Below are 16,237 nucleotides of genomic sequence, written 5' to 3' on the forward strand. Positions count from 1 at the left end.
TCAGTCAAGATTGAGGTTCCAGCATAATTCGTGAATTCTGAAACATACCTGATGTAAGCTCCGTTAGTAATAATTTATCATTTGGCACAATACCACTAATCACCTCAATTTGATTACCACTAACAGCTCCAAATTTTACATCTCTCTTATAAATGCTCTGGCCGTCTGCTGCCTGTATAAAAACGCTTTGTAGTTCATCGGCCTGAACATAAAATGGCCGCTGAACAAACACCGAGTCGGGTTGTTCTGATAACAGAATACTCGCTCGAACCGCTAGTTCAGCTCTAGCCTCACTAGGCAGTTTCTGAGGTAAAACAACATCAACCGTAATGCGGTCATTAACCACCCTAGGGTCGATACGATTAACCACACCTTGCAACGAACCAGACTGTAAATGAAGCGTCACAACCAAGCCATGCTGTAAACTATTGGCGTACATGGCTGGTACATAAAGTTCTGTATACAAACTGTTACTACCTGCAAACTGAATAATAGGGCTACCCGCAACCAATGTTTGGCCTGGCATTAGGTTTTCTGCTAACTGCGTCACCACCCCGGCCTCAGCGGCCCGTATCTGTAAGCGCTGTTGTAACAACACCAGCTCTTCTAGCTCGTGCGCCATTTGTTTATTCTTTACCAGAATTGCAGTTAGCTTAGCCTGCTGCAACCGTTTAAGTGATTGCAGCCGCGCCTGTTCTGCTTTCAAAATTAACTCGTTCTGCAAAGTAATTTTTGTCAACTTCTCAAATTGCAATCGACTAACAATGCCACTTTCTAGCAATGGCGCGTTCGTTGCCATATCCATCTGGCTTGTTTCTGCCTGATGTTGCGCATGAAGCAAAGCAATTTCTGCGGCACTGTAATCTATTTCAGACTGCGCTTGCTGTGCTTTATACTCAGCCTCAGCCTGCGCATACGCTGCTTGCGCTTTTTTAATATTTTGCTCTAGTGTATGGCTGGTTATGCTCGCAAGTAGCTGTCCGGGTTGCAACACCGAGCCCGGCCTAACCGTCAAAGATGTCAGAACACCCTCTGCTGGTACAACCAACCAGAAAGAATCTAAAGGTTTAAATTGCCCAGAGACCTGCAGTTTCTTTTGAAAGGTGCCATGCAAAACTTCAGCAAACAGTAATTCATCTGTTTTTAAGCGGGGAGGTTGCATCCACCACCAAACTAGCAGAACCGCGGTTAAAAGCAGTAAAGCAACAACCGATTTCAATCGTAGCTTGGAGTTACTACTAATTTGAATATCCATTTTATGCTGGTGCTGGTTAAAACGAGACGGCTCAGTTGTCATAAAGCACTGACACTGATCAGTTGGAACGGTAGTTCAGGTGTTACACTCAGCCATTCTTGAATCGCTTGCCGCCAGATTTGGCAAGGCATACAATCTTTATCAACAGGCAGATAGATAACTGCAGTTAACGTCGGCTCTGTCTGCAACAACTGGCGTAGCGCTGGCAGCATCACTGAAGGATCATCAGATCTTAGCTCCGGAACTTGCTGATACCCCTCCACCTCTCCCTCTTGCTGGCGTCTGACAATTAGCAAAGGTAAAGATGGTGTCTGATCTCCCAAGCAACTTTTAGCATAGCTACTGCAAAAATCTACGGAAGTGATCTGCTGCTCTGCTGCCTCAACTGGCTGGATCAGATTAAGAAACAACAACAGAACAGCTAATCCTGATAAATTAATCCCCAACATAATAAATACTCACAGCCATATTAGTAGCCTGCTTAAGCAGTGTCTGTATTTGGCTATTCCAGTTTAAGCAAGTCGAACAAAAAGGTGCGTCGAGCGTATAAAGTGCCAGCGACGCCCCACTTTTCTGTGATAACTCTAGTGCTTTATTAAAACAACCATTTGCTTCATGTTGCTTAGCATCACACCGCAAAATAATATCTTTCTCTGTATTGAATACTATCAGCTCCGGAAATTCACCTTGTAATTGATAGTCGGCTTTAGCCTGATGATAATCTTGAGTAGATAAGTAGTCAGTTTTTGCTATCACTATTGACGGGAATAGCATAAATGTAATGAGTAACATAACAAGTTTCATCGAATTCTCTCAGTTTTTATTTGACTCTTAAAGATGCTGCCTGAGCAGCATCTTGCTAAATGAATATATACTGACATCTTAGTGCTAAGTACGATTTCACTGTTCCATTATACAGCAGCTTCCATTATGGAGCAGCTTCCATCAGCACCACACTTTACGCAAAAGCCGTTACCATTACAGTGCGTACAAACAGATCCTTTACATACAGAGACCCATGTACTAGCTATCGCAGGAAGTGACAATGCAGCTCCAAATATTAACAGAAGCGCAACCGAAGAGTTACGTAAAAAAAATTTCATACCAATATCCTTTTTGAATTAATATTTTTCCCTGTCGACAGGTGTGATAGTGTAAACATTAAAAACAAAACAGATCAATATGAACAACTTAATTAACATTTACTTTGAAATGTTACACTCTGTTAGCTTGTGGCGTAGATATTCATTTCATTTATTACTACTACCTCTTATGCTGGCAATTACACTAGTACTGCTACTGTTTGGCTTCGCACTCCAGCAGCAGGCCATGGCACCACTACCCATGGCCGTTAGCGCAGATGCTTCTAAGCTATGGTCCTTGGGGCTGCAAGACAATAATTCTCAAACAACAGCCTTTGATCCAGCCCAGATCCGTCAGCTAACTGAGGTAATACCACCTGATATTCAACTAGCGAAACTGGCTTTCAACATGGTGGATATTAATGATTCGGTACAGGGATCTCAGTCGCTATCTGCACTTTTTGTCGACACTAACCTAGCCGAGTTCTGGCCTAATGCAGGCTTTATTCAGCAACTTGAAGCAGATAAGGTGTTACTTAGTCACCGGTTAGCAAAACAATGGCTGGCCAAAAATGGCACTTTGCCTGAATTACTAGAAATTGACGGTCTGTACTTTCAGGTTGGTGGGCTGGCACCAGTCCAATGGCCAGGTATTGCGCATTGGCAGGCAGATCTTTGGTTCACAGCATCCGCACGTACCGCCCTGTTACAGCAACGATTAAAACAACAATACCAGAGCCTCCTGTCAACATCAGCAGATTTATCAATTCTCCTGCCAAGCCTGCTGGACATTACCCCCCAATTTTATTTGCTCGCAAAACAAGTGACAACATCAACGGATAGCCAGCAAAAACTAGCTAAGGCGTTACAACAAATTAACTGGTCAGATAACCGTAAAGCAGAGATTGGTCAGCTTAGTGTCAAAATAACCCAACGTCCGTTACATGCGATGTTATTACCAGGAGTACAGTTTCTTCCGGGCCAATATCAAAAAATACGAAATGTTTCTTATCTGTTGTTAGCGCAAGCCACACTACTTTTTGTGCTGTCAGCATTACAACTAACCATCTTACTGCTATCAAGGCATTTACAAAGACAGCAAGAATGGCGGATAAGATTTATGCTAGGTTTACCACCTATCCAAAACTGGTATGCACTGATCGCTGAGTTGCTACCCGTCACGGCGCTAACTATTCTGTTTTACCCAATCACTTTTGTTACCTTAAGCGGGCTGTTCAATCACCATCAACTCTTTAGTGCTGCCTTTAAACCAGATCAAATGCAGTTTGGATTACAAAGTAGCCTGCTAATGCTGCTGGGGCTGCTTGTTGCATTCGGTTGTCTGGTTATCCTACTTCGCATTTTGACGCACTATTTATCTACTTTTTCAAACGTAAATATTTTTCAAGTAACCACTCAACTACAAAAAGCCGGTTCAGTGATCATGCTGATTGGGGCCTGCTTTGCCTTATCAATTTGCCTACTGAATTGGCAAACATTACAACAGTTAATACAAAACAACAGCATCAGTTCGCAGCAACAAACAATGTCCATCCTATCGCTACAAAAAGCACCAATGCGTTACTACAGTGCGCTTGCTGCCGACTTGCGCACCCGTGGCTTGCAAGTTTCAGCAATAACTTCAGCTCCCTTGCAACCCATCAGTGAGTTTTATCAATTCACCTTATCTGGCTCTGCTCAGGATGCTATTGAGTTTGGCGTCGTAAAAGCTGATCAGGCCGCTCCATCAATACTCGATCTTGAACTGATTGCAGGCCGTTGGTTCCATGAGTTTGCTTTTAATGAGTGCGTGATCAGTCAGCAAGGCATGCGATTACTCGACAATAGCCCCGCTGAAGTGCTGCAACGGCAATTACTGAATGATTTGCCCGTTGTAGGTAATTGCGAAATTGTCGGTATTGTTAGTGATGTCCACTACGGATATTTGGGCGAGCAAATACCAGCCATCGTTTATAAGCCTTTAAGCGGTGTTAGTAGCCAGCTCTATCTAATCAGCCAAGCCGAAAAGAGTAGTATCACCGCGTTATTTAATCAATTTAATAGCCACCCTCAAGCAGGAATTGCTGAACAATGGCAACTTGATGAACTGATCCTGCTGCAATCGGAACAAGAATGGAGTTTTTTCCGGCTTACCTTAGTACTGATGCTCTGTGCTACTTTGCTCTTTCTGGCCGGTTTATATATTGAACAAGCATTATTACAGAAGCGGCTAGGGAAGGAAGCTGCAATTCGTGTGGCGCTAGGTGGGAATACATATTCTATACTGAGATTTTTACTCAAAGAGCCAGTTCAAACTATCTTTATCGGAACTCTGATATTAAGCCTGCTACTTGGCATCACACTACTGTTTATTCCCCTATTCAAAATCTCAATCAGCCTCATAATCGGTAATCTGATCCTGATTTTACTTTGTCTAGTTACCGTTATTCCATTATTACGAAGATTACGTAAAAACCAAATAAAACGTTTATTACAGGATTAAGCATAGAGCAAACAGGTTGCTTCAGATGAAAACAGAATATCCGATTCAAGCTCGAATATATCTTTATACTACAGCGGTGTCAGATAGGCTTACGTTTAATAGATAGTTACTAAAACCCGCGCTCTTCTTGACGATGACTACCGATAGGTTGCATTGCTCAGCCATAGCCAGAATGCAAATTCCAAACAGCAAACAGCAAAAAAGCCCGACTCTTGCAAGACGGGCTTTCTCTAAATGGGCGCCTGGCGGTGAACTACTCTCGCATAGCGAATGCTACACTACCATCGTCGCAGCTGCGTTTCACTTCTGAGTTCGGAATGGGATCAGGTGGGTCCACAGCGCTATTGCCACCAGGCAAAAACTTGTAGGGAACAAGTTTTAACGCACTGTAGTGCGGCCCGTTAGGGTCAAATCCATGGAAGGATTTGATAAAAACTGTGTTCCGATATTCGGCAATCTGATTAGTAGTTACACACGTATTCTTTCTAAAAACACCTTGGGCGTTGTATGGTTAAGCCACACGGGCAATTAGTATGAGTTAGCTTAACACATCACTGCGCTTCCACACCTCACCTATCAACGTTGTGGTCTTCAACGACCCTTTAGCAGGCTTAAAGCCTGAGGGATGACTCATCTTGTGGCCGGCTTCGCGCTTAGATGCTTTCAGCGCTTATCCGTTCCGAACGTAGCTACCGGGCAATGCCATTGGCATGACAACCCGAACACCAGCGGTTCGTTCACTCCGGTCCTCTCGTACTAGGAGCAACTCCACTCAATCATCCAACGCCCACGGCAGATAGGGACCGAACTGTCTCACGACGTTCTAAACCCAGCTCGCGTACCACTTTAAATGGCGAACAGCCATACCCTTGGGACCGACTTCAGCCCCAGGATGTGATGAGCCGACATCGAGGTGCCAAACACCGCCGTCGATATGAACTCTTGGGCGGTATCAGCCTGTTATCCCCGGAGTACCTTTTATCCGTTGAGCGATGGCCCTTCCATACAGAACCACCGGATCACTATGACCTACTTTCGTACCTGCTCGACGTGTCTGTCTCGCAGTTAAGCTGGCTTCTACCATTACACTAACCGTACGATGTCCGACCGTACTTAGCCAACCTTCGTGCTCCTCCGTTACGCTTTAGGAGGAGACCGCCCCAGTCAAACTACCCACCAGACACTGTCCGCGACCCCGATAAGGGCCTACGTTAGAACATCAGACATACAAGGGTGGTATTTCAAGGACGGCTCCATCTGAACTAGCGTTCAAACTTCAAAGCCTCCCACCTATCCTACACATGTAGGGCCAATGTTCAGTGCCAAGCTATAGTAAAGGTTCACGGGGTCTTTCCGTCTAGCCGCGGGTACACGGCATCTTCACCGCGATTTCAATTTCACTGAGTCTCTGCTGGAGACAGCCTGGCCATCATTACACCATTCGTGCAGGTCGGAACTTACCCGACAAGGAATTTCGCTACCTTAGGACCGTTATAGTTACGGCCGCCGTTTACCGGGGCTTCGATCAAGAGCTTCGCTTGCGCTAACCCCATCAATTAACCTTCCGGCACCGGGCAGGTGTCACACCCTATACGTCCTCTTACGAGTTTGCAGAGTGCTGTGTTTTTAATAAACAGTTGCAGCCAGCTGGTCACTGCGACTCTTCGCTGCTTACGGAGCAAGTCCTTAACAGCAAAGAGCGTACCTTCTCCCGAAGTTACGGTACTATTTTGCCTAGTTCCTTCAGCAGAGTTCTCTCAAGCGCCTTGGTATGCTCTACCTGACCACCTGTGTCGGTTTCGGGTACGATCACCAATACCTGAAGCTTAGAGGTTTTTCCTGGAAGCATAGCGTCAACAACTTCGTGTCCTTAGACACTCGTCTCGTATCTCAGCCTTAAGAAACCGGATTTGCCTAGTCTCTCAGCCTACTTACTTTCACGCGGACTACCAACGCCGCGCTTGCCTAGCTTTCTCCGTCACCCCATCGCAGTATTGGTCGGTACGGGAATATTAACCCGTTTCCCATCGACTACGCTTTTCAGCCTCGCCTTAGGAGTCGACTCACCCTACCCTGATTAGCATGGGATAGGAACCCTTGGTCTTTCGGCGGGGAAGTTTTTCACTCCCCTTATCGTTACTCATGTCAGCATTCGCACTTCTGATACCTCCAGCAAACCTCCCGGTCTACCTTCAACGGCTTACAGAACGCTCCTCTACCACTTGTGCAAGCACAAGTCCGCAGCTTCGGTGAATGATTTAGCCCCGTTACATCTTCCGCGCAGGCCGACTCGACTAGTGAGCTATTACGCTTTCTTTAAAGAATGGCTGCTTCTAAGCCAACCTCCTAGCTGTCTATGCCTTCCCACATCGTTTTCCACTTAATCATTACTTTGGGACCTTAGCTGGCGGTCTGGGTTGTTTCCCTTTCCACGACGGACGTTAGCACCCGCCGTGTGTCTCCCGAGTAGTACTCATTGGTATTCGGAGTTTGCATGGGGTTGGTAAGTCGGGATGACCCCCTAGCCCAAACAGTGCTCTACCCCCAATGGTATTCGCTCGAGGCGCTACCTAAATAGCTTTCGAGGAGAACCAGATATCTCCGAGCTTGATTAGCCTTTCACTCCGATCCACAAGTCATCCCCTAATTTTTCAACATTAGTGGGTTCGGTCCTCCAGTTAGTGTTACCCAACCTTCAACCTGCTCATGGATAGATCGCCCGGTTTCGGGTCTACACCCTGCAACTATTCGCCCAGTTAAGACTCGGTTTCCCTACGGCTCCCCTATTCGGTTAACCTTGCTACAGAATGTAAGTCGCTGACCCATTATACAAAAGGTACGCAGTCACACCACGAAGGTGCTCCCACTGCTTGTACGTACACGGTTTCAGGTTCTATTTCACTCCCCTTACAGGGGTTCTTTTCGCCTTTCCCTCACGGTACTGGTTCACTATCGGTCAGTCAGGAGTATTTAGCCTTGGAGGATGGTCCCCCCATGTTCAAACAGGATGTCTCGTGTCCCGTCCTACTCGTTTTCACTATAAAGGTGTTGTCGTGTACGGGGCTATCACCCTGTATCGCTACTCTTTCCAGAGTATTCCACTAACACCAATGTAGCTTAAGGGCTACTCCGCGTTCGCTCGCCGCTACTAACGGAATCTCGGTTGATTTCTTTTCCTCGGGGTACTTAGATGTTTCAGTTCTCCCGGTTTGCCTCGTTACACTATGTATTCATGTAACGATAGTGCATAAATGCACTGGGTTTCCCCATTCGGATATCTGCGGGTCTAACGCCTCTTACCGGCTTCCCACAGCTTTTCGCAGGTTAGTACGTCCTTCATCGCCTCTGACTGCCAAGGCATCCACCGTGTACGCTTATTCACTTAACCATACAACCCCAAGATGTCTTGAAATTATACAGTGTGCTTAAGGTTCACAACGTCTTGCTGGTCTGTTTTTCCCGCTGCGTTGTTGCACTTCCTCACTTGCTCAGTCATTAACCGAAGTTAACTCCTTCACGCGTTCGTTGTGCGCCTAGCAACAGTAAAAACATCCTGTGCAATATTTTGCACCTTGTTTTTTACTACTATCAGCTTGCCAAATTGTTAAAGAGCATTTGAGATTAAACTCAAATCAAATCATTCTGTTTAGAACGCTTTGATTTGAATTTTTTAGAGTAAATAAAGAATGGTGGAGCCAAGCGGGATCGAACCGCTGACCTCCTGCGTGCAAGGCAGGCGCTCTCCCAGCTGAGCTATGGCCCCAATAAGTATTCCAATAAATTGGATAATTGCACATCAGGCAAGGCATGTTGATACGACGCATACTTATGTATGTGAGTATCGACATAACGCCGTATGATGCGCAATTTGGTGGGTCTGAGTAGACTCGAACTACCGACCTCACCCTTATCAGGGGTGCGCTCTAACCACCTGAGCTACAGACCCGTTTAACTGGTCTGTTTTATCTATCGCTGCGTTTCACTTCTCTCTCAGTCAGTCATTTACATTAGTAAACTCCTTCCTTCGTTCGGCGTGCGCCTTGCGCTAAATAAAACATCCTGCGTTATTTATTCTCATAAACTTCGCAATAAACTTTATTTGCTCTATCTCTACAATCAATCATCTGTGTGAACACTTACAACTTCTTCACTTTAGGTAAGGAGGTGATCCAACCGCAGGTTCCCCTACGGTTACCTTGTTACGACTTCACCCCAGTCATGAATCACAAAGTGGTAAGCGCCCTCCCGAAGGTTAAGCTACCTACTTCTTTTGCAACCCACTCCCATGGTGTGACGGGCGGTGTGTACAAGGCCCGGGAACGTATTCACCGTGGCATTCTGATCCACGATTACTAGCGATTCCTACTTCACGCAGTCGAGTTGCAGACTGCGATCCGGACTACGATATGCTTTAAGAGATCCGCTCACTGTCGCCAGCTTGCCTCCCTCTGTACATACCATTGTAGCACGTGTGTAGCCCTACTCGTAAGGGCCATGATGACTTGACGTCGTCCCCACCTTCCTCCGGTTTATCACCGGCAGTCTCCCTAGAGTTCCCACCATTACGTGCTGGCAACTAAGGATAAGGGTTGCGCTCGTTGCGGGACTTAACCCAACATTTCACAACACGAGCTGACGACAGCCATGCAGCACCTGTCTTACAGTTCCCGAAGGCACTTTCGCATCTCTGCAAAATTCTGTAGATGTCAAGAGTAGGTAAGGTTCTTCGCGTTGCGTCGAATTAAACCACATGCTCCACCGCTTGTGCGGGCCCCCGTCAATTCATTTGAGTTTTAATCTTGCGACCGTACTCCCCAGGCGGTCTACTTAGTGCGTTAGCTGCGCTACTCACGGTACAAGACCACGAACAGCTAGTAGACATCGTTTACGGCGTGGACTACCAGGGTATCTAATCCTGTTTGATCCCCACGCTTTCGCACCTCAGCGTCAGTATTGTGCCAGGGGGCCGCCTTCGCCACTGGTATTCCTCCAAATCTCTACGCATTTCACCGCTACACTTGGAATTCTACCCCCCTCTCACATACTCTAGTCTGCCAGTTTTGAATGCAATTCCCAGGTTGAGCCCGGGGCTTTCACATCCAACTTAACGAACCGCCTACGTGCGCTTTACGCCCAGTAATTCCGATTAACGCTTGCACCCTCCGTATTACCGCGGCTGCTGGCACGGAGTTAGCCGGTGCTTCTTCTGCGAGTAACGTCAAAAATAGCCGCTATTAACGCCTATCCCTTCCTCCTCGCTGAAAGTGCTTTACAACCCTAAGGCCTTCTTCACACACGCGGCATGGCTGGATCAGGCTTGCGCCCATTGTCCAATATTCCCCACTGCTGCCTCCCGTAGGAGTCTGGGCCGTGTCTCAGTCCCAGTGTGGCTGATCATCCTCTCAAACCAGCTAGGGATCGTCGCCTTGGTGAGCCATTACCCCACCAACTAGCTAATCCCATATAGGTGCATCCGATAGCATGTGGCCCGAAGGTCCCACACTTTGGTCCGTAGACATTATGCGGTATTAACAGCCGTTTCCAACTGGTATCCCCCTCTATCGGGCAGCTCCCTATACATTACTCACCCGTCCGCCGCTAGGTCCGAAAACCCCGCTCGACTTGCATGTGTTAGGCCTGCCGCCAGCGTTCAATCTGAGCCATGATCAAACTCTTCTATTAAAGTTCTTTCTGCCACCAAAGTGGCGCTCAGTCTTACTGACTTAAAACATATTTCTATGTAAGTCACTCAACCGATGTATTTCATTTTTGTGAAATCCATCATAAGTGCCCACACAGATGATTGATTGCGAATTGTTAAAGAGCGTGCTTCTGCTTAAGAAGCGGGAGGCGTATGTTACACTTCCCAGTTTTTAAGTCAAGCGTGACGATGATTCTTTATCAAAAACACTCGTCAGGCTTAACTTATTTTCTCATTTCACCGCGTTAGTTACCACCGTGAAGCGAGGGCGCCATTTTAGAGATTTAAGCCCTAGTGTCAAGCGCCTTTTTAAAAGATTTTTGACTCTATTTCTAAAACCCCTCGGAGAGTGCGCTAGCGCTCTACACCGTGGCATGGCGCGCATTATAGGGCGTTTTAATTGTCGTGCAAGCGGTTATTTGACAAAAATAGACGTTTTAGTATCGTTTGCTTACTTAATCGGCTTTTTGCATATTTTACCAACAAATTTGGTATAAATGTGTTGCGGTTAATAGTTGCGGTTTATTATCCAACCGCTAATATAAGGCTGCTTTATATTGTTAAAGCATTCCGATAAATAGAATAAGTGTTTAGGATATTATATGTTGCCCACTTTACGTGTTTCTTTGCCATATACTTTGGCGTTAGCCGTGCTGGCTTATCTTGGCTTTGCGTTTGCTCTTCCATCCTTAGGGCTTGATCAGGAAATTCTTGTAGTAATTGGTGTGGTACTAGCGGGGATCCTAGTGCCAGTATTAGTAGATGTTAAAGCTAATCGCTCTGACTCAGTGCCAACCATTAAAGCACCAATAGACTATAAAGGTGAAACCACCACTTTATATGTTGGCAATTTGCCGTATCGGGCAAATGAAGATGTAGTAAAGGAACTGTTCCAACGTTTTGGCGTAGTCGTAAATGTACGTTTGATGAAAGATCGCCAGACGGGTCGCCGTAGAGGTTTTGGTTTTGTTGAAGTAGCGGAAAAAGACGGCGCTAAGATGATTCAAAAGTTAAACGACTTCAGCTTTCAAGAACGCACATTAAAAGTGCGCGAAGCTAAAGAGCGTCAAGAGAACGATGACTCTGATGAGTAGTAGTGATTTTCTATAGAAAAAAGGGAAGCTGCGGCTTCCTTTTTTATTTTTATTAATCACAGTTGGTATTCAAGGTTGGCGTAGCGAAGTCTGTGCCTTAACATAGTCGTTTTGATTTAGTAGAGTGGCACATGAGCGTAGGTCAGGTTTTTCCCGAGCAGTATTTAACTCAATTAACAGATAAGGTAACTCGTGTACAACAGTTGCTTGCCAACTTTAATGCACCTAACGCTGAAGTGTTTGCATCTGAGCCTACACATTACCGGCTAAGAGCGGAATTTAGGATTTGGCATAACGGTGATGATATTTACCACGCCATGTTTGATTCAGAAAGCCGTGAGAAAGTGCGCATTGATCATTTTCCTGTCGCCTGTCGTGCTATTGCTGATTTTATGCCGGTGTTATTAAAACATATTCAATTTAATCATGAACTACGTTACAAGCTTTACCAGGTTGACTATTTGGCAACACTGTCTGGCGAGTTGCTGGTGTCTCTAATTTATAAGCGGCCATTAACCAATAGCTGGCTTGAACAAGCAACTAAATTAACCGAAGCACTAGCTAGCGAATACAACGTTAAGTTTATTGGCCGGTCACGCAAACAAAAGCTGATGGTTAGTGATGATTATGTCACTGAACAGTTTGAATTAGATAATACACAACTGAAATATCAACAGGTGGAAGGCAGCTTCACTCAGCCAAACGGCGAGGTTAATCGCCATATGCTCGGTTGGGCAAAAAATATTGCTAATAAACTGTCCGGCGACTTACTTGAGCTGTATTGCGGCAATGGCAACTTCTCCATCGCACTAGCACCATGCTTCGACAATGTCGTCGCTACCGAAATTTCTCGCACCTCTATTAAATCAGCACAATACAACATAGCGCTAAACCAGGTTACTAATTTGCAAGTGGTGCAAATGTCTGCGGAAGATGTGTCGGCCGCATTACAGCAAGGCAGCACCTTAAAACAGCTCGATTTAACGAACATGCAGCTTAATACTGTGCTAGTTGACCCGCCACGCGCGGGACTTGATGCAGGTACCGAACAGTTAGTTAGCCGCTTTAACGATATTATTTATATTTCGTGTAATCCCGATACCTTAGCGCAAAACTTACAAGCGTTAAGCAGCACACATGACATTATACAGTTAGCGGTATTCGACCAGTTTCCTTATACCCACCATATTGAAACCGGTGTTTGGCTTAGAAAGCGTTAATCTTTTATCTTGCGCCCATAACTGGCCGCGCCATGGGCTAACCAACGTAGTTGAGTAATAGTACGGCCCGTTAAGTACGGATATTGTTCAGCTGGTGCATCTAATGCATCAGCGCCGGTATGAAAAACTAGCGTAACCATGGCTTCTGCTTGCGCCCTCGCCAGTTCATCAGGGCAGGTTGTTTCTTTGCGTAAATACTCAGCCAATTCTGCAACAAAATGTTGAATTTCACGCGCCACTGCACTTCTAAATGCGGCAGAAGTTCCTGAGCGTTCACGTAACAACAAGCGAAACACGTTACTGTGGCCGGTGACAAACTCCATAAAGGTTTCTATTGATGTACTGATAACACTGCCGTTTTTTTCAATGCGCTGGCGTGCTTGGCGCATAAGTTGGCGTAACATTAAACCAGCCTCATCAACTAAGGTAAGCCCTAATTCATCCATATCAGAAAAGTGGCGATAAAATGACGTTGGCGCAATACCTGCTTCGCGAGCGACTTCACGCAAACTTAAGCTAGCAAAGCTTTTGTCGGCACTTAACTGAGAAAAGGCGGCATTAATAATGGCACGACGAGTGCGCTCTTTTTGCTCTGCTCTTGACACTTTTATCCCTTTATTCACTCAAAGCACTACTTTATACCTTGACCGAGTTATTTCGGCCAGTAGAATGAGCGTACAGTTGTAAGCTAAACGGCACTATATGAAACAACCACCTATTATTTGGACAAATGTCCTACTGTTTTCTCTCACTACCTTAGTTGCGGCTATTGGCGTACCTTGGTATGCATTAACTATCGGCTTTGGCTGGTTTGAAATAATAGCTACTATTATAAGCTTAGGCTACTGCGGCATGTCTATAACTGCCGGCTATCATCGTTTATGGGCGCATAAAACGTATGAGGCGCAGCCTATTTTACAATATATTTATGCTATAGGCGGTGCTTTTGCGTTGCAAAATAGTGCGCTGCACTGGGCGGCGGATCATCGCGTGCATCATCGCCACGTCGATAATAATGATAAAGATCCCTACTCAGCAGGCCGAGGTTTTTGGTACAGCCACATTGGCTGGATGTTACGCGACTATGCTGGCGACAATAAGTGCGATTACAACAATGCTCGCGACTTGCAAAAAAACACTGTGGTCATGTGGCAGCACCGTAATTATTTATGGCTAGCTATAGCCACTAACTTTGGCATTCCGTTATTACTTGGCATTGTTAGCGGCAATATTCTTGGCATGCTGCTATCTGCCGGTGTACTTCGCTTGGTGTTAAGCCACCATTTTACCTTTTTTATTAATTCTCTTGCCCATATTTGGGGCAAACAACCTTATACAGAACAAAACTCAGCGCGTGACAACGGCCTATTAGCATTTTTAACTTATGGTGAGGGTTATCATAATTTCCACCATATTTTTGAATCGGATTATCGCAACGGTATTAAGTGGTACCAGTTTGATCCAACGAAGTGGTTTATTAAAGCTGCATCTTGGTTGGGTTTAACCCGTAATTTACGCATAGTACCAGAAGAGCTTATTGCACAAGCCAAGGCAAAAATGCAGCTGCAACGTGCGAAAGAGCGAGTGAAACAGCGCCCCAATGCGGAACAATTACTGCAACTGCTTGAGCAGGAATACGAGCTGCTATTAGCAAGAATGCAAGATTACTATCAGTTAAAGAAACAACTACTGTTAGAACGTAAAGAGTTATTAGTTGCCCAATACCACGCGGTAGATTTTAAAATTCGTTATCAAGAGTTTAAACACCACTTACAGCTGCAGCAACAGCATTGGCAAAGGCTTGTTACCGCCTTTAGCTAATAGAAAAAGAGACTTCGGTCTCTTTTTTTGTGCTCGATTCCTGATATGCTCAAACTAACACCATAAAAATAGTGAGATTGATCACGTGACTGAAAAAAAAGCCACCCAGAAAAAAGCCCGTTATGATTTTGATGCCATTGTTATAGGCACTGGCCCAGGTGGCGAAGGTGCCGCAATGTATCTAGCTAAAAGCGGTTTAAAAGTTGCCGCTATTGAACGTTATCAGTCTGTTGGCGGCGGCTGCACCCACTGGGGTACTATTCCGTCAAAAGCGTTGCGCCATTCTGTTAGCCGTTTAATTGAATTTAATGAGAACCCGCTATTTCAGCCAGATGAACAGCACACCAAACTTACTTTTTCACAAATTTTAAAGCACGCGGCTGGGGTTATTCGCAAGCAAGTTAGGCTAAGAGGCGGTTTTTACGACCGTAATCAAGTTAAGCTCTATCAAGGTGAAGCCAAATTTATTGACAAGAATACACTCAGCATTACCGGCGAAGATGGTAGTTTTGAGTTAAGCGCAAAAACCATCATTATTGCTACAGGCTCTCGCCCCTATCGCCCTTCAGACGTCGACTTTGACCATAGCCGAATTTACGATTCCGATACCATATTGTCACTACAACATGATCCTAAACACATCATTATTTATGGCGCTGGGGTAATTGGTTGCGAGTATGCCTCTATTTTCCGTGGTTTAGGCGTAAGAGTTGACTTAGTTAATACCCGAGATCGCTTACTTTCATTTATGGATGCAGAGATATCAGATTCTCTTAGTTATCATTTTTGGAACTCGGGTATGACAATCCGCCACGGAGAAGAGTTTGACCGTATTGAAGGCAAAGCAGACGGCGTCGTTTTATATTTAAAATCGGGCAAGAAAATGAAGGCCGATTGCTTTCTGTTTGCTAACGGCCGCACCGGCAACACCGAGATGCTAAACCTAGCATCTATTGGCTTAAACGCCGACAGTCGCGGCCTAATTAGTGTTAATAAACACTATCAAACCAGTGTCGACAACATTTTTGCTGTTGGTGATGTTATTGGTTATCCAAGCTTAGCTAGCGCAGCTTATGACCAAGGCCGGTTAGCTGGCGAAACAATAATAAAAGGTAACTTAGACGGCCACGTTATCGCTGACATTCCCGCAGGCATTTATACTATTCCGGAAATGAGTTCAGTGGGCAAAACAGAGCAGGAACTAACCGCCGCAAAAATTCCTTATGAAGTTGGTCGCGCCCAATTTAAGCATTTGGCACGGGCACAAATCGCCAACACCAATGTCGGTAGTTTAAAACTACTGTTTCATCGCGATACCTTAGAAATACTTGGCATTCACTGCTTTGGTGAACGCGCAGCAGAAATTATCCATATCGGCCAAGCTATTATGATGCAAAAAAATGGTGGCAATACCTTAGAGTATTTTGTCCGTACCACCTTTAACTATCCGACAATGGCTGAAGCTTATCGGGTAGCGGCGCTGAATGGTTTAAACCGTTTATTTTAATTTAACTTATTGAATAACATCAATATAAATGACACTCAATGCGCATAATATTTA

At 45.3% G+C, this 16,237-nt stretch carries 9 protein-coding genes, 2 tRNA genes and 3 rRNA genes; 5 read left to right on the forward strand and 9 right to left on the reverse strand.

What is annotated here, in order from left to right; all coding sequences use genetic code 11:
- Positions 1 to 4: 4 nt before the first annotated feature.
- The 3 genes from E0Z06_RS14245 to E0Z06_RS14255 are packed head-to-tail and all read right to left on the reverse strand — an operon-like array spanning position 5 to position 2,059.
- Complete coding sequence (locus E0Z06_RS14245; protein WP_132586051.1) at positions 5 to 1,297, reverse strand: HlyD family efflux transporter periplasmic adaptor subunit; 1,293 nt, start codon at positions 1,295 to 1,297, stop codon at positions 5 to 7.
- A complete protein-coding gene (locus E0Z06_RS14250; RefSeq protein ID WP_132586054.1) occupies positions 1,294 to 1,704 on the reverse strand; it encodes a hypothetical protein in 411 nt (136 codons plus the stop codon). The genes E0Z06_RS14245 and E0Z06_RS14250 overlap by 4 nt, the downstream gene beginning before the upstream one ends.
- Complete coding sequence (locus E0Z06_RS14255; RefSeq protein WP_132586057.1) at positions 1,691 to 2,059, reverse strand: hypothetical protein; 369 nt, start codon at positions 2,057 to 2,059, stop codon at positions 1,691 to 1,693. Before E0Z06_RS14255 ends, E0Z06_RS14250 begins: the two co-directional genes overlap by 14 nt.
- Before the next feature lie 525 nt (positions 2,060 to 2,584).
- Here E0Z06_RS14255 and E0Z06_RS14260 point away from each other — a divergent pair.
- Positions 2,585 to 4,840: a hypothetical protein gene (locus E0Z06_RS14260; RefSeq protein WP_132586058.1), complete on the forward strand. Its 2,256-nt coding sequence runs from the start codon at positions 2,585 to 2,587 to the stop codon at positions 4,838 to 4,840.
- A 240-nt stretch (positions 4,841 to 5,080) separates the two neighbouring features.
- Here the strand turns inward: E0Z06_RS14260 and rrf are convergent.
- The 5 genes from rrf to E0Z06_RS14285 form a co-directional block, all read right to left on the reverse strand.
- Positions 5,081 to 5,195 (reverse strand): 5S ribosomal RNA (rrf, locus tag E0Z06_RS14265).
- A 152-nt stretch (positions 5,196 to 5,347) separates the two neighbouring features.
- Positions 5,348 to 8,228, reverse strand: a 23S ribosomal RNA gene (locus E0Z06_RS14270).
- A 299-nt stretch (positions 8,229 to 8,527) separates the two neighbouring features.
- Positions 8,528 to 8,603 (reverse strand) — tRNA-Ala (locus E0Z06_RS14275).
- A 106-nt stretch (positions 8,604 to 8,709) separates the two neighbouring features.
- A tRNA-Ile gene (locus E0Z06_RS14280) sits at positions 8,710 to 8,786 on the reverse strand.
- Positions 8,787 to 8,997: 211 nt separating this feature from the next.
- A 16S ribosomal RNA gene (locus E0Z06_RS14285) occupies positions 8,998 to 10,522 on the reverse strand.
- Together the 16S, 23S and 5S rRNA genes with 2 tRNA genes alongside form the textbook arrangement of a ribosomal RNA operon.
- Positions 10,523 to 11,143: 621 nt before the next feature.
- Between E0Z06_RS14285 and E0Z06_RS14290 the strand changes: the two genes are divergently transcribed.
- Both E0Z06_RS14290 and trmA read left to right on the forward strand, forming a co-directional pair.
- On the forward strand, positions 11,144 to 11,635 hold the full coding sequence (locus tag E0Z06_RS14290; RefSeq protein WP_132586059.1) for an RNA-binding protein: 492 nt from the start codon (positions 11,144 to 11,146) through the stop codon (positions 11,633 to 11,635).
- A 131-nt stretch (positions 11,636 to 11,766) separates the two neighbouring features.
- Positions 11,767 to 12,855, forward strand: coding sequence for a tRNA (uridine(54)-C5)-methyltransferase TrmA (gene trmA, locus E0Z06_RS14295; RefSeq protein WP_132586060.1), 1,089 nt, complete (start codon positions 11,767 to 11,769; stop codon positions 12,853 to 12,855).
- Here trmA and fabR read toward each other — a convergent pair.
- Positions 12,852 to 13,460, reverse strand: coding sequence for an HTH-type transcriptional repressor FabR (fabR, locus tag E0Z06_RS14300; RefSeq protein ID WP_132586061.1), 609 nt, complete (start codon positions 13,458 to 13,460; stop codon positions 12,852 to 12,854). The two genes, trmA and fabR, sit on opposite strands and share 4 nt — an antisense overlap.
- A gap of 97 nt (positions 13,461 to 13,557) precedes the next feature.
- Between fabR and E0Z06_RS14305 the strand changes: the two genes are divergently transcribed.
- The gene (locus E0Z06_RS14305) at positions 13,558 to 14,676 is read left to right on the forward strand and encodes a fatty acid desaturase (protein WP_132586062.1); all 1,119 of its coding nucleotides are present in this window, start codon (positions 13,558 to 13,560) and stop codon (positions 14,674 to 14,676) included.
- An 85-nt stretch (positions 14,677 to 14,761) separates the two neighbouring features.
- The gene (gene sthA, locus E0Z06_RS14310) at positions 14,762 to 16,183 is read left to right on the forward strand and encodes a Si-specific NAD(P)(+) transhydrogenase (RefSeq protein ID WP_132586064.1); all 1,422 of its coding nucleotides are present in this window, start codon (positions 14,762 to 14,764) and stop codon (positions 16,181 to 16,183) included.
- The last annotated feature ends 54 nt before the right edge of the window (positions 16,184 to 16,237 follow it).

It is taken from the genome of Rheinheimera sp. D18, assembly GCF_004345025.1.
GTDB lineage: Bacteria > Pseudomonadota > Gammaproteobacteria > Enterobacterales > Alteromonadaceae > Alishewanella > Alishewanella metallidurans.

Coding starts and splice junctions, on each gene's coding strand:
- E0Z06_RS14250 (WP_132586054.1), bottom strand. CDS start 1,704: ATGTTGGGGATTAATTTATCAGGATTAGCTGTTCTGTTGTTGTTTCTT.
- E0Z06_RS14245 (WP_132586051.1), bottom strand. CDS start 1,297: ATGACAACTGAGCCGTCTCGTTTTAACCAGCACCAGCATAAAATGGAT.
- E0Z06_RS14260 (WP_132586058.1), top strand. CDS start 2,585: ATGGCACCACTACCCATGGCCGTTAGCGCAGATGCTTCTAAGCTATGG.
- E0Z06_RS14290 (WP_132586059.1), top strand. CDS start 11,144: ATGTTGCCCACTTTACGTGTTTCTTTGCCATATACTTTGGCGTTAGCC.
- E0Z06_RS14255 (WP_132586057.1), bottom strand. CDS start 2,059: ATGAAACTTGTTATGTTACTCATTACATTTATGCTATTCCCGTCAATA.
- trmA (WP_132586060.1), top strand. CDS start 11,767: ATGAGCGTAGGTCAGGTTTTTCCCGAGCAGTATTTAACTCAATTAACA.
- E0Z06_RS14305 (WP_132586062.1), top strand. CDS start 13,558: ATGAAACAACCACCTATTATTTGGACAAATGTCCTACTGTTTTCTCTC.